The organism is Effusibacillus consociatus (genome assembly GCF_042652925.1).
Taxonomy (GTDB): Bacteria; Bacillota; Bacilli; order Tumebacillales; family Effusibacillaceae; genus Effusibacillus; species Effusibacillus consociatus.
In genome coordinates this window covers 28,626-42,674 of sequence record NZ_JBHSHC010000157.1, presented here as the reverse complement: position 1 = coordinate 42,674, position 14,049 = coordinate 28,626, and the positions used below count along the sequence as shown (strand labels likewise).

12 protein-coding genes are annotated in these 14,049 nt (G+C 49.2%); 11 read left to right on the top strand and 1 reads right to left on the bottom strand.

The window, feature by feature from the left end; translation table 11 throughout:
* The first annotated feature begins 17 nt into the window (after window positions 1–17).
* On the top strand, window positions 18–983 hold the full coding sequence (locus tag ACFO8Q_RS23245; protein WP_380029634.1) for an agmatinase family protein: 966 nt from the start codon (window positions 18–20) through the stop codon (window positions 981–983).
* A gap of 29 nt (window positions 984–1,012) precedes the next feature.
* Here the strand turns inward: ACFO8Q_RS23245 and ACFO8Q_RS23240 are convergent, their stop codons facing one another.
* Complete coding sequence (locus tag ACFO8Q_RS23240; protein ID WP_380029631.1) at window positions 1,013–1,228, bottom strand: hypothetical protein; 216 nt, start codon at window positions 1,226–1,228, stop codon at window positions 1,013–1,015.
* A 223-nt stretch (window positions 1,229–1,451) separates the two neighbouring features.
* Here ACFO8Q_RS23240 and mraZ point away from each other — a divergent pair, with 223 nt between their 5' ends.
* The 10 genes from mraZ to murD all read left to right on the top strand — a co-directional run bounded on the left by mraZ (window position 1,452) and on the right by murD (window position 14,030).
* Window positions 1,452–1,883 carry a division/cell wall cluster transcriptional repressor MraZ gene (gene mraZ, locus ACFO8Q_RS23235; RefSeq protein WP_380029629.1) on the top strand — a complete coding sequence of 144 codons (432 nt, stop codon included), beginning with the start codon at window positions 1,452–1,454 and terminating at the stop codon, window positions 1,881–1,883.
* Window positions 1,884–1,988: 105 nt separating this feature from the next.
* A complete protein-coding gene (rsmH, locus tag ACFO8Q_RS23230; protein WP_380029627.1) occupies window positions 1,989–2,927 on the top strand; it encodes a 16S rRNA (cytosine(1402)-N(4))-methyltransferase RsmH in 939 nt (312 codons plus the stop codon).
* Window positions 2,928–2,950: 23 nt separating this feature from the next.
* Entirely contained in the window at window positions 2,951–3,316 is a 366-nt protein-coding gene (locus ACFO8Q_RS23225; RefSeq protein ID WP_380029625.1) for a hypothetical protein, read from the top strand.
* The gene (locus ACFO8Q_RS23220) at window positions 3,313–5,496 is read left to right on the top strand and encodes a penicillin-binding transpeptidase domain-containing protein (protein WP_380029623.1); all 2,184 of its coding nucleotides are present in this window, start codon (window positions 3,313–3,315) and stop codon (window positions 5,494–5,496) included. The genes ACFO8Q_RS23225 and ACFO8Q_RS23220 overlap by 4 nt, the downstream gene beginning before the upstream one ends.
* Before the next feature lie 118 nt (window positions 5,497–5,614).
* On the top strand, window positions 5,615–6,388 hold the full coding sequence (locus ACFO8Q_RS23215) for an IS110 family RNA-guided transposase (RefSeq protein ID WP_380029621.1): 774 nt from the start codon (window positions 5,615–5,617) through the stop codon (window positions 6,386–6,388).
* A 330-nt stretch (window positions 6,389–6,718) separates the two neighbouring features.
* Window positions 6,719–8,659: a stage V sporulation protein D gene (locus ACFO8Q_RS23210; RefSeq protein WP_380029619.1), complete on the top strand. Its 1,941-nt coding sequence runs from the start codon at window positions 6,719–6,721 to the stop codon at window positions 8,657–8,659.
* Between the two features lie 134 nt (window positions 8,660–8,793).
* Window positions 8,794–10,278 carry a UDP-N-acetylmuramoyl-L-alanyl-D-glutamate--2,6-diaminopimelate ligase gene (locus ACFO8Q_RS23205; protein ID WP_380029617.1) on the top strand — a complete coding sequence of 495 codons (1,485 nt, stop codon included), beginning with the start codon at window positions 8,794–8,796 and terminating at the stop codon, window positions 10,276–10,278.
* Window positions 10,275–11,663 carry a UDP-N-acetylmuramoyl-tripeptide--D-alanyl-D-alanine ligase gene (locus ACFO8Q_RS23200; RefSeq protein ID WP_380029615.1) on the top strand — a complete coding sequence of 463 codons (1,389 nt, stop codon included), beginning with the start codon at window positions 10,275–10,277 and terminating at the stop codon, window positions 11,661–11,663. Before ACFO8Q_RS23205 ends, ACFO8Q_RS23200 begins: the two co-directional genes overlap by 4 nt.
* Window positions 11,664–11,676: 13 nt before the next feature.
* A complete protein-coding gene (gene mraY, locus ACFO8Q_RS23195) occupies window positions 11,677–12,639 on the top strand; it encodes a phospho-N-acetylmuramoyl-pentapeptide-transferase (RefSeq protein WP_380029613.1) in 963 nt (320 codons plus the stop codon).
* Window positions 12,640–12,674: 35 nt separating this feature from the next.
* Window positions 12,675–14,030: a UDP-N-acetylmuramoyl-L-alanine--D-glutamate ligase gene (murD, locus tag ACFO8Q_RS23190; RefSeq protein ID WP_380029610.1), complete on the top strand. Its 1,356-nt coding sequence runs from the start codon at window positions 12,675–12,677 to the stop codon at window positions 14,028–14,030.
* Window positions 14,031–14,049 lie beyond the last annotated feature (19 nt).

Here is a 14,049-nt window from a genome sequence, read left to right as displayed (position 1 = left end):
GAATCTGGGGGATTATTATGGATATTGACAAAATAAGAGTTGTGAATGATCCAACTGTCAAATGGATTTCGCAGAATTGGGGAAATAAAAAGGAGTTGGGGGCGGACTTTGTACAATTTGGTTTTCTAGGCATCCCCTTCGACTATGCGGTGAGCCATCGGCCGGGGACCCGATTCGGTCCACAAAGCATTTTAGATGTTTTAAACAGCTACAGCCTGTATTGTACGGATAAGCGCGTATCATTACAAAACACGGTTTTTCATGACCTGGGTTTGGTAGATATCGTTCACGATCTTCGACAGTCTTATAAAAATATGGAAAATGCTGTTGTACAAATACCTAAAGAGTACATACCGATTTTTTTGGGTGGTGACCATTCCATTACGGACCCTATTATCCGTGGCATGCAGCAGCGATCGGCCCAAAATTTCGGTTTAATTATGTTCGACACACACTTTGACTTCCGGGAGCCATTGACCGGTAAGGAGCACTCCGGGCATTGGTTGAGGACCTTAGAGGATGTCATTGATTATAGGAATGTTGCGATGATTGGAATTGGCGCGCCTATTTACTCCGAGTACTATATGGCTGAGCTTGAAAAGAGGGGAGCTAAGATTTGGACGGTCTATGAACTGAGAAAGTATGGGCGTGAGAGTGTTATTCAGGAAGCCATCAACCATGTGCTGAAACACACCAAAGGCGCTTACTTGTCTATCGACATCGATTGCATTGACCAAGCATTTGCCCCAGGTTGCAGTGTACCAAATCCCAACGGTCTCTTTGCTTATGAAGTTATGGACAGCGTATTTGAAATCTGTTCATCGATTCCTGTGGTCGGGATGGATATCAATGAAGTGAGTCCGTGGTATGACCCACAAGAGAATTTCACTTCCCATATCGCAGCCAATATCGTGATGAACTTTATGGCGGGTGTTGTAAAACGAGAGATTTGGCAGGGAATGGAATCAGCAGCGGTTCTTTGAACCGCGGTTTTTTTTTCTCCGAAGGACAATTATTTTCCAATTCCTGTGTCGAAGTAAATTATGCCCCCCTCCATCACAAAACGTTTATTTCCGGCCTGGGCTTCAACACTGCCCTGATTGCGGATCAAAATTAACTGAAGCAGCAAAAGATTATGCGAGAGCGAAGTAAACAATGGTTCGAACGTTTTTCCTCCACTTTCCCCCACCGGTTTCGGATTGACCAAAATCGCTTTTGAACACGCCACTTTTCCCCGCTTCATGCAAACTGGGAAAATAGTCCCGTTCAGACTGTGGATAACCTGTGGATCAATAGGGCTTACTGCCTAAAAATTGCGATTGCATCAATGTTCTCAAAAAAATTTTTCCTGTGGATAGCAGGATTTTTTTCCTGTGAAACGAATCTGTTAAACAAGAGGTGGAGGAAAGTGGAGGGAAGTGGTGAACATTCCCTCGAGGTGGTGATGCAGGGTGTTCATGGGTGAATATCAACATAGTGTCGACGAGAAAGGCCGCCTGATCGTACCCGCAAAATTCCGGGATGGACTGGGGGCTGGCTTCGTTGTTACCCGTGGCCTTGATAACTGCCTGTTCGTATACCCCCGCAAGGAGTGGGAGAATCTAGAAGCAAAATTGAAAAGTCTTCCATTAACCAGTGCCGACGCCCGTGCATTCGTCCGCTTCTTCTTCTCGGGAGCCAGCGAGTGTGAATTGGATAAACAGGGGAGAGTTTTGATTCCCGGGCCGCTCCGGGACTATGCAAAATTGGTCCGGGATTGTGTGGTCATCGGCGTATCCAATCGGGTCGAAATCTGGGCGAAAGAAGCTTGGGAATCCTACAGCAACGATGCGGCCGATTCATTTGCGGCAATTGCCGAGAAACTCACCGATCTCAACTTCTAAAGCGAAGGACGTTCCGACTACTTTTGAGATCTTTCGGGTCCCCATTAAAGTACTCGGAATAAGCTTCGTAGGTTTTAATGGGAGATGTTTTATGAGGTGTAGTTCATGTCTGATTTTCATCATGTGTCAGTCTTTGCAGAAGAAGCGGTAGAAGGGTTAGCGCCGCAACCGGGTGGTGTCTACGTCGACTGCACCCTTGGGGGAGCAGGCCACAGCAAACGGATCCTGGAGCGTACGTCTCCAAACGGAAAATTGATCGCGATCGACCAAGACATGTGGGCTATCGAGAATGCCAAAAAGGTGCTGGCCGATTTTCAGGGTCGCTATGAAATTGTCCATTCCAACTTTCGTTATTTGAGGCGCGTTGTGGAACAGTATCAGCCGGATGGTGTTAACGGTGTTTTGTTCGACCTGGGGGTCAGCTCACCTCAGTTGGATGAAGGGGAACGAGGCTTCAGTTACATGAAGGATGCCCCACTCGACATGCGTATGGATACCACCCAACCATTCAGTGCTTATGATCTCGTGAATACTTGGGACGAGAAAGAGATAGCCAACGTGATCTTCCAATACGGAGAAGAGCGCTGGGGCAAACGAATCGCGGAATTCATCGTGAAGGCCAGGAAAAATGGGCCGATCCACACGACCGGGGAATTGGTGGATATCATCAAAGCAGCCATCCCGGCGGGCGCCCGACGGGATGGCCCGCATCCTGCGAAACGCACATTTCAAGCGTTTCGAATTGCAGTGAATGATGAATTGAATGTGTTTGAACAGGCAATCAGGGATGCCATTGATTGTTTAAAAGCGGGAGGCAGAATCTCGATTATTACATTCCATTCGTTGGAAGATCGGATTGCAAAAAACGTTTTTCAGGAAGCGTCAAAAGGATGTATTTGTCCTCCTGAGTTACCGATCTGCCAATGCAGCAACGAACCGAAGTTAAAGATGATCACGCGAAAGCCGATTTTGCCTTCTGATGAAGAACTGGAACAAAATCCGCGTGCACGGTCTGCTAAGCTTCGGATAGCCGAACGTATATAAAAAATTGGAGAGGGGATAGGTTTATGTTAGCAGCAAGATCAGTGCACGGCACTACGGCAGCATGGGGGAAACAAACGGAAATCTCTCGTCCAAGCGTCCAACAAACAGCAGTTCAGAAGACCAGTGGGGAACGACTGAAGTGGATGGCGACCATTCTGTTCTGCACAATTGTTCTCTGCGGAATTATTGGTCAATACTCCGAGATTGCACGAACCAATATTGAAGTGGAACGGTTGAAGATACAAATGGAAGAACAGATGTTAGTAAACGCCAAACTAAATGACCGGGTAAATGAATTGAAATCTCCTGGTCGCATCGTTTCGAAAGCCCGTGAAATTGGGATGGTGTCGACGAATCCGGGGGCTGTCGCCAAGGCGGGCAGGGAGTGATCGACGGAATGATCGATCACAACATTAAAGTCCGCTCCAGATGGCTGCGGCTGTTTTTGGTTTTCGGGTTGGCCGTATTGATTCTTCGACTTGGTTATATTCAACTGTTTAAAAGCGAAGCGTGGGCAAAGTCAGCCGAAGCCATTTGGCGCACAAAAGCAACAATAGAAGCGGTTCGAGGCACTATCTACGACCGTAACGGGAAAAAACTCGCATATACCACAGCGGCTTATAACGTGTCAGCCGATATCGACCAAATGAAAGCAGCGAAACAGGCAGTTGACAATCCGAAAGCGAAAAAATCGAAGGAACTGGAAGCGTGGCAGGGAGATCCGCAGGTGTATGCGCAAAAATTGGCCCCGCTCCTGAAAATGCCTGAGAATAAAATCTACGAGATTCTGACAAGTAAACCACAAGGGGGAGTCGATTTAAAACAAGCGGTGGATGCAGATACAGCGGAAAAGATCGAGAAGCTTAATTTAAATGGAATCTTCTTGACCAAAACCACCACTCGTCATTATCCGAACGGTCCTCTTGCGGCTCACGTCTTGGGATTTGTGACAAAGGACGGGAAAGGCGGCGCCGGAGTTGAACTGCAGTATGATGATGTACTGCGGGGAAAGGACGGTTCACGAAGATTTTTGCAAGACAGCAAAGGGAATCCGCTGCCGTATGAAGAGGAAGAGATCAAGTCAGCAGTAGACGGCAAGGATATTTGGCTTACGATCGATGAAACAATTCAACACTACGCCGAGGATGCACTTGATAGTTTGGTACAAAAGTATAAACCGGAAAACGCCTCGATTGTAGTTGCAGATCCAAATACAGGTGAGATTCTTGCATTGGCGAACCGCCCGACTTTTAACCCGAACAAATTCGGTGAATCGGAGCAAAAGGTACTCGATAACAACCGGGCCGTCAACGCGACCTTTGAACCGGGCTCGACATTCAAGATCGTGACCATGACAGCCGCCCTGGCGGAACAAAAAGTCAGTCTTAATGAAACCTTCACGGCAGGTGTTTTAAATGTCTCCGGTACGCCAATCCATGACTGGAACTATTCTCAAAAGGGCTCTCGTCCTCTCACATTCCGTCAAGGTATGGAACAATCCAGTAACGTAGGAATGATCCTGCTCGGACAACGACTTGGCTGGGACAAGCTGTACGATTACATCTATCGTTTCGGGTTTAACCAAAAGACCGGTGTGGATTTGCCGGGTGAGGGAAGATCGATCTTGTTCGAACCGCAGCAGAAGAGTGACATAAACCTTGCCAGCACATCCTTCGGACAAGGAAATGCCGTAACCCCCATGCAGCAAGTGGCTGCCGTTTCGGCAGTGGCAAATGGCGGAAAGGTCATGCGACCGTTTGTGATGAAAGAAATTCGCGATCCGAAAACAGACGCTACGATTCAGGAGCAGAAGCCGCATGTGATCAGTGAAGTGGCGACGCCCGAAGTGATGGCTACGATGCGGGATGTCATGGAAGGCATCGTCAAGAACGACGAGGCAAAGGCGGGTTACATCGAGGGGTACCGAATTGCGGGAAAAACCGGTACCGCACAGATTGCGAAAGCGACTGGCGGTTATGAGGACGACCGGTATATCGGTTCGTTCATCGGTTTCGCACCTGCAGACAAGCCTAAAGTGCTCGTCTATGTGACTGTCGATTCGCCAAATAATGACCTGCAGTTTGGAAACGTTGTGGCTACTCCGTTTGCCAAAGAAGTGTTTGCGAATGTGCTTCCGTATATCGGGTTTAAGGTAGAAGGTTCCAAACCGGTCCAGGTCAACCCCAACAATCTGATCAAATACTCCAATGTTCCAAATTGGATCGGAATGAACCGGAATCAAGCTTTGGAGACTGCCAAAGTGAATCAGATCCGGTTGCAAATCCTCGGTACGGGAGAGAAAGTCACGGCCCAGTGGCCGAAAGCAGGGACTAAGATTCTGGCTGGAGGGTCCGGCATTGTGATCGCCGGAAACGGAAAAGACAGTCAAGGGAACGTGCAGGTACCTGATTTAACAGGAAAAAGCATGAAAGAAGCATTTGAGATTTTATCGATCCTGGATCTGGTTCCGGATCCAACCGGGTCAGGGTATGTAACCGGTCAAGAACAGAAAGGCGGCTCGTTTGTCCCTGCCGGCTCCAAGATCAAATTAACGTTTGGCCCCGGTTAAGTCAGTTAAAGTGTCTTGATGAAGCGCGTCAGGTGACGCGCTTTTTTGCCCAACATCATCGCATAAGGCAGAAGAAATACCCGCTCTCTTCCCCAAGTTTACTTTTGGAGGGATGCATGTGGAGGCAATTCTCGAAAGCTGTTGCGGTTTGGATGTTCATCGGCACACTGTGGTAGCCTGTTTGCTTGCCGGTTCCCTGGACCAACGACCCCGTAAGGAAATCCGTACATTTTCCACCATGTCGAATGGGCTTAAAGAACTTCTGGCTTGGTTGCAATCTGAACGTTGCACCCATGTAGCCATTGAAAGTACGGGTACCTACTGGAAGCCTGTGTTTCAGGTATTGGAAGGACACTTCAACATCAAGCTGGCCAATGCCCAGCGGATTAAGAATGTTTCAGGACGGAAAAACGACATTTCGGATGCGGAGTGGATTGCAAAGCTTCTCCGTTCCGGGCACATTGCAGGCAGTTTTGTTCCCCCGCAAGACATTCGTACGCTTCGGGAACTCACCCGCCATAAGAAAAAACTCATTCAGAATATTACGATTGAGAAAAACCGAATCCAAAAACTCTTGGACACAGCCGGTAACAAGCTGGCTTCTGCAGTTTCCGATGTGTTTGGAGTTACAGGTCGCGTGATTCTCCAGCATCTCATGGATCATGGGGAGATTGATGCGCTGGACATAAAGCTCTCCCTTCACCATCGCTTTTTACTCCGCGGTTCTTGGGCACACCTCAGGTTTCTGGAACAATCTCTGGCAGACATTGACGCCCAGATTGACTCGCTCCTTACCCGTCAGGTGGAGGTTGAATCACTCGGGGGCATCCATGGTATTGACCGTAATGCCGCCTCCATCATCCTTCCGGAAATTGAAGTGAAACTTCACTAGCATCTCTCAGGAACGCAGAAGTATTGAGACGAATAACAAGGCAGAAGCCATAGTGCATGACTTCTGCCTTGTTTATTTTTCAATACGGAGTTATTCGGGTTCGCTTTCTTCTGTTCTCAGACCATGACGGGCCATAGTAACGAATCCCAGGCCAACGGCAGTTGCAAGCAAGATAAGCGCTAAAATGTGAGAGTCCATTTTAGTCCCCGCTTTCAGAATAGTTTGCGCTGCCTGTCCAATCTTTTCGTTTGTCAGCTTCCCACTTCTAGTCCGAGCATGACAAGCATATGGTTGGTAATGAATCTGTGGCGACAAGAGGGGGCGGAAAGTGTGCGCGCTGTAAACGGGATTCTTCGAAAAAGACTGGTCTTGGTATTATTCGTACTGGGTACGGTTTTTCTGGCGTTGATCGGACGCCTGGCCTATATACAATTGATCCAGTCCCCGTGGTTAACAAAGAAAGCGGAAGACCTGTGGCGTCGAGACATACCGGTTGAATCCAAAAGGGGCACCATTCTGGATCGCAATGGAGAAGTGCTTGCATACAACGGCAGTGCTCCTACTGTGGTTGCTATCCCGGCACAGATTAAAGACAAGCCGGCAACAGCGGAGAAACTGGCAAAGGTCTTGGGAGTCCAAACGGAAGACATTCTGTCAAAGATCAGCAAACGGACATCAATTGTATATGTGACGCCGGGGGGACGCAAAATCGAGGAGCAAAAAGCGAAGGAAGTTCGTGCCTTGAAATTGCCTGGCATTTATGTTACCGAAGAGGGCAAACGTTATTATCCTTTCGAATCTTTGGCAGCTCATATTCTGGGGTTCTCCGGAATTGACAATCAGGGACTGACGGGACTGGAGCAATGGTATGATGAGCGTTTGCGAGGGAAAAAGGGCAGTATTTCGTTTATGGCAAACGTGACCGGACAGAGAATAAGTGGGGAAGATGATACTTATACGCCTCCGGAGAACGGACAAAATCTGAAATTGACGATCGATAAGGAAATCTCGACATTTTTGCGGCGGGAGATCGAGAATGTCGTGGCGACAACAAATCCTGACGGGGTCATGGGAATTGTAGCAGATCCAAAGACCGGCGAAATCCTGGCGATGGAAAACTACCCGACGTTCAAGCCGGGAAACTATAAAGATTATCCGCAAGAAGTATTTAATCGAAATCTGGCAATCTGGAAAACATTCGAGCCGGGATCGACTTTTAAAATCGTAACTCTTGCTGCCGCTTTGGAAGAGAACAAAATCAATTTAAAAGACCGCTTTTATGACCCGGGTTATTATGAAGTTGCAGGTCGCAAAATTCGCTGCTGGAAAGCTGGCGGACACGGTTCGGAAACATTTCTGGAGGTTGTGGAGAACTCCTGCAACCCCGGGTTTATGCTTATGGGACAGCGATTGGGAAAGGAGAAGCTGTTCAGCTATATCTATAAATTCGGATTCGGTCAAAAAACCGGAATCGATATGCCGGGTGAAGGCAAAGGAATTATGTTCAAATTGAACAGAGTGGGTCCGTTGGAACTTGCCACCACTTCGTTCGGTCAGGGGGTATCCGTGACTCCTATCCAACAAGTAATGGCGGTTTCCGCTATTGCAAACGGCGGCCTTTTAATGGAACCCCATGTGGCGAAAGAATGGATTGAACCGGAAACCGGAAAAGTGATCGAAAGAATTGAACCGAAGGAAAAACAGCGGGTGGTTTCCGAAGTGACCGCCAAGACAGTTCGTGAGACGCTCGAAAGTGTGGTCGCTCGGGGAACCGGAAAGAATGCGTTTCGGGAAGGATATCGGATTGCAGGGAAGACAGGTACCGCCCAGGTGGCAGCTCCGGGCGGAGGGTATAAGCAAGGTCATTATATTGTGTCATTTATCGGTATGGCTCCGGCAGATGATCCGAAACTGGTGGCCTATATTGCGGTTGACAATCCGAAAGCCGGTCTGGTTTTCGGGGGAGTGATCGCCGCACCGGTAGTAGGAAACGTTCTGGCAGATTCTCTTCATTATTTAAATGTTCCGGCAAGGAAAAACGGAATTTCTCGCGAATACAAATATGGGGACATTCGTCCGGTAGAGGTTCCACAATTAGCGGGACTCTCAATTGAAGAAGCTCAGAAGGTGATGATCCAAAGCGCTGCACATCTTCGGGTCGAGACGGTCGGACAGGGCAAATACGTTGTAGCGCAAGCGCCTGCTGCAGGTACCAAGGTTCCACCCGGTTCTGCCATAAGAATCTTTCTGAGCGAACAGCCTGCTCCTTGACAGGTAACTGTAGACTCGTTACATTCACACTAGCGGGATGTACCACTTGTGCCGAATCCCGGCTGCCTTGCCGGGATCGGCTCTTTTCGGGCTTTCTGTCAGTACCGGACAAATTTTTTGAGGAGGCCGTTGCATTGCAGCTACATGTGTTACTTGCTCCTGTTTTGTTAAAAAAAGTGATTGGCTCGATAGATGAACTGGAGATTTCCGCCATTACCGCCGATTCAAGGCTTGCGGGTCCCGGTTCCTTGTTCGTTGCCCTGCGGGGACATACGGTCGACGGGCACGATTTCGTATCTCAGGCGGTAGACCGGGGAGCAGTAGCTGTTGTAGTGGAAAGGATTATCGACAACCTTTCCGTTCCGCAAATTATCGTAAAGGATACCCGAGATGTGATTCCGATTCTCGGAGCCGTGTTTTATCAACATCCTTCCAAATCGATGAAGATCATTGGGGTAACCGGGACAAACGGCAAGACGACAGTTACCCATTTAATTGATAAAATTTTAACGGATCAGGGTCATTTGACAGGTTTGATCGGTACTATAAAAAAGCGTATCGGCGCACAGGAATTTGATATGGCCAATACCACTCCCGAGGCACTGGAGCTGCAGGAAACGTTCCATCAAATGCGTGAAATTGGAACTGTCTATCCGATCATGGAAGTTTCGTCGCATGCGCTCGATTTAAAAAGGGTTGCAGGGACAAAATTTCGGACCGCCGTTTTTACAAATCTGACACAGGATCATCTGGATTTTCACGGTTCAATGGACGAGTATCGAATCGCAAAAGGGAAATTTTTCTCCCGGCTGGGTAATACATATGGGGATAAGCGGGATGATTCGCAGTTTGCTGTCATCAATGCGGATGATCCATCTGCCGGCTTCTTTGTTCAGCAAACTGTTGCCCAGGTGGTCACCTACGGTATCAATCAAACGGCTGATGTGCGTGCAACCAATGTGCGAATTGAAGCAAAAGGGGCTTCTTTCACTTTGGACAGTTTTGCAGGGACAACTGAGATTTCGCTTCAGATGACAGGCAAATTTTCTGTCTACAATGCTTTGGCTGCAGCTGCCGCCTGCCTGTGTGAAGGGGTACCTCTGTCTGCAATCAAGTCCTCCCTCGAATCGGTACGAGGGGTCGATGGACGTTTTGAACGAGTGGCAGCCGGCCAGGATTTTACGGTTATCGTCGACTATGCCCATACGCCGGACTCGCTCGAGAATGTGCTGAAGACCATTCGGGAATTTGCCAGAGGAAGGGTCTACACCGTTGTTGGATGCGGCGGTGACCGCGATCGCACGAAAAGGCCAACAATGGCTCGGATTGCGGCCCAGTACAGTGATGTTGCAATCATTACGTCCGACAACCCGCGAACGGAAGATCCGGAGCGCATTCTCGACGATATGGAAGAAGGGTTGGCAGATTGTTCGCGGGAACGGTATGTTCGATTGACAGATCGGACGGAAGCCATCCGGCATGCGATTCGGCTTGCGACCGAAGACGATGTGGTATTAATTGCGGGAAAAGGCCACGAAACCTATCAAATCATTGGCAAGACAAAGCATCATTTTGATGATCGGGAAGTAGCTGCCAAGGCGATCCGGGGGGAACTATGATTCGAGCAACGATAAGTCAATTGGTTCAAATGACGCAGGGGGAATTGCTAACCGGCAATCCGGCAGCAGAAATAAAGGGAGTATCCACCGACTCACGGGCTGGGATAAGCGGTCGGCTTTTTGTGCCGTTGGTGGGTGAACGTTTTGACGGTCACGATTTCCTGACTCAGGCAATTTCGCAGGGGGCAGTTGCCACTCTGTGGCAGACCAACCGTCCTTTGCCGGAAGCTCTCGACCCGCGTGTTGCCGTCATTGGGGTTGAAGATACGCTCCTTGCCTTGCAGCAGCTTGCAAAGTCATACCGTCAAACCTTACAGTTGAGCTTAATAGGCGTGACGGGCAGTAACGGAAAAACGTCAACGAAAGATTTAATTGCAGCCGTTCTGGCTGAACGATTCAAGGTACAGAAAACACAGGGGAATTTAAACAACCACATCGGATTGCCTTTAATGGTACTGGCATTGGAACCTGATACGGATGTTGCGGTGCTTGAAATGGGGATGAGCGGGATAGGGGAGATTGCACTTCTGGCTGACATAGCGGCCCCGGAGATCGGTGTGATCACAAACATCGGAGAAGCTCATATTGAGTACCTGGGTTCAAGAGAGCGGATTGCAGATGCGAAATTTGAATTGATTGAAAGACTGCCCGATTCGGGCCTGGCTTTGTTGTATGGAGATGAACCTCTCCTCCGTGCCTTGCGGGAGAAGGTTCCTTGCGAGGTTGAATGGTTTGGATTTGGAGAATCGAACGATGTTCGTGCGGTGGAAGTTCGTTCGCTGGGGCTGGAAGGAACCGTTTTTCGTCTGGAAGGCGATCATTCTGAATACCATGTACCGATTCCGGGCAGACACCAAGTGGGCAATGCGTTGGCTACGGTCGCAATTGCACGCCGTTTGGGCATGACAAAAGAAGAGATTGCGAGCGGATTGTCAAAGGCTTCCTTATCCGCCATGCGAATGGAAGTGAAAAAACGTGCAGCGGGCGGATATGTGGTCAATGACGCGTATAACGCAAGCCCTACTTCAATGAAAGCGGCGCTTCGAATGTTATCGGAAACACCGGATACCGATTTTAAAGTAGCCGTGATTGGGGATATGCTGGAATTGGGGGCTGTCGCCCGTGAGATGCATTACGAAGTAGGACATCTTGCCGGCGAGCTGGCGATTGATTTGCTTGTAACGGTAGGCCAACATGCAGGTGATATCGCGGAAGGTGCACTTGCAGCCGGTCTGGCAAAAGAACAGATTTTTGTTGCAGATTCGAAACAACGCGCGATTGATTTTATAAACCGTACCACTTCCACGAAACGGCAGCCGGTCATTCTTGTGAAAGCATCCCGGGGAATGAAGATGGAAGAAGTCGTAACAGGGCTATTGGCGTAAGGAGGACCACTAAATGGAATTGCAAGCATTGTATTGGACAGCAGGTGTGGCTTTTTTGGTCGCTACAGCAATTGGCCCGCTGTTCATTCCGCTTTTGCGCAGATTAAAATTCGGACAATCGATTCGTACCGAAGGTCCTCAGGGGCATCAAAAAAAATCGGGAACCCCTACGATGGGGGGAACGATTTTTCTGGTGGCATTGACGATTACGGCCATCCAATTCTCAGAACGTTCCGATGAGCTCTGGTTGATGCTGTTGGCCACTCTAGGGTTTGGTTTGGTCGGATTTATCGATGATTATATCAAGGTTGTCATGAAAAGGAACCTCGGGCTCAGGGCCAGACAGAAGCTGCTCGGGCAGTTTATTGTGGCGGCCATTTTCTTTGTGGTGTTATATCTGCGGGGATTTGACTTTTACGTATCGATTCCGTTTACTGATATCAAATGGGATCTGGGCATTTTTTATTCCGTTTTTCTCTTTCTCATGTTCATTGGAGCTACCAATGGGGTAAATTTGACGGACGGATTGGATGGTTTGGCGGCAGGGACATCCGCTGTTGCGTTTGGTACGTACGCAGGCATAGCGGCTGTTTGGGCGAGTGAATTTGATGTGGCGATCTTCTGTGCGGCCATGGTGGGAGCGCTGCTTGGTTTCCTGGTGTTCAACGCCCATCCTGCTAAGGTATTCATGGGAGATACCGGCTCTCTTGCTTTAGGCGGGGGATTGGCGGCGGCCGCGATTTTGACGAAAACAGAAGTGCTGCTTGTCATCATCGGGTTTGTATTTGTTGCCGAAACATTGTCGGTCCTGATCCAGGTTTTCTCGTTTCAAACGTTCGGCAAGCGGGTGTTCAAGATGAGTCCGCTGCATCATCATTTTGAATTGTCCGGCTGGTCGGAGTGGCGGGTCGTCACCACTTTCTGGGCGGCGGGGTTAGTAAGTTCGATCGTGGCTTTGTCTGCGTATCTGAAATAGGGACTTTGATGGGCCCCTTCTGGGAGTGTGAAATCGTGGACTATCAAGGCAAAAAAGTTTTGGTGCTTGGCCTCGCCCGCAGCGGCGCGGCCGTTGCTCGTTTATTGACCAAACACGGTGCAAACGTACTTGTGAATGATCGGAAAGAGCGGGAATCATTCGGGCGTGTTCCGGATGAGCTTGAAACAATGGGGATTCAAGTTGTTTGCGGTGGACATCCGGAAGGAATTGTGTCGTCGGATTTGGACCTGGTGGTCAAGAATCCCGGGATCCCGTATTCGGCTGCTCCCCTTCAGCAGGCAGCTGCCCTTGGAATTCCGATCGTGACTGAGGTTGAGATCGCTTATCAGTTCTCGAAAGCTCCAATTATCGGAATTACCGGGTCAAATGGAAAAACAACCACAACAAGCCTGACTGGTGAAATTTTGCGAGTTGCGAACCTCCGGCCGGTGGTGGCGGGCAACATTGGCACCGCATTATCCGAGATTATCGAAGACGTAACCCCGGATCAATGGCTGGTGGCAGAATTGTCTTCTTTCCAGTTGATGGGAACATCTTCGTTTCGTTCTCGGGTGGGAGCGCTTTTGAACGTGTACCAAGCTCACCTTGATTATCATGGAACCATGGAAGAATATATTGCTGCCAAAAGCCGCATGTTTGCAAATCAAACGAAGGAAGACACCGCGGTATTGAACGCAGATCAGCGGGTGGTAATGGAACTGGCCGCGTCAATAGAAGGACGAATTTTCCCTTTTAGCTTGACAAAGAGTCTGGATGAGGGCGTTTTTGTCAAAGATGAGAGTATCTGTATTCGTTCGAATGGTCAGGACGTCCAGGTATGCGATGTAAAAGAAATCCCCTTAAAAGGAGCCCACAACCTGGAAAATGTTTTGGCGGCGGCTGCCATCACATTTTCCGCAGGGGCAAGCCCCGAAGCCATTCGGGAAGGAATTCTCGGGTTTAAGGGTGTGGAACACCGGCTTGAATACGTGGCTGAGGTAAACGGAGTAGCCTATTATAACGATTCCAAGGCCACAAATGCAGAAGCGGCTACCCGTGCCATCACTTCCTTTTCCAATCCGGTTGTACTCATTGCCGGGGGACTGGATCGAGGAACCGATTTTGCCGAGCTGATTCCCGTTTTTCAAAAGCATGTGAAGGCGATTGTTACGTTGGGTCAGTCGGCTGATAAGCTGGCTGCCGCCGCTGAGAAGGCGGGAATCCGTGAACGGCACCGCGTCGGTTCCATTGAAGAAGCGGTGGTAAAGGCTGCAAGTCTTGCGAAAGCCGGGGATTCGGTACTTCTCTCGCCAGCGTGTGCAAGTTGGGACATGTACACCTCATTTGAGGAAAGGGGACGTATTTTTAAGAAAGCCGTGCATACAATGTAGCGATTGGACGAGACCGAGG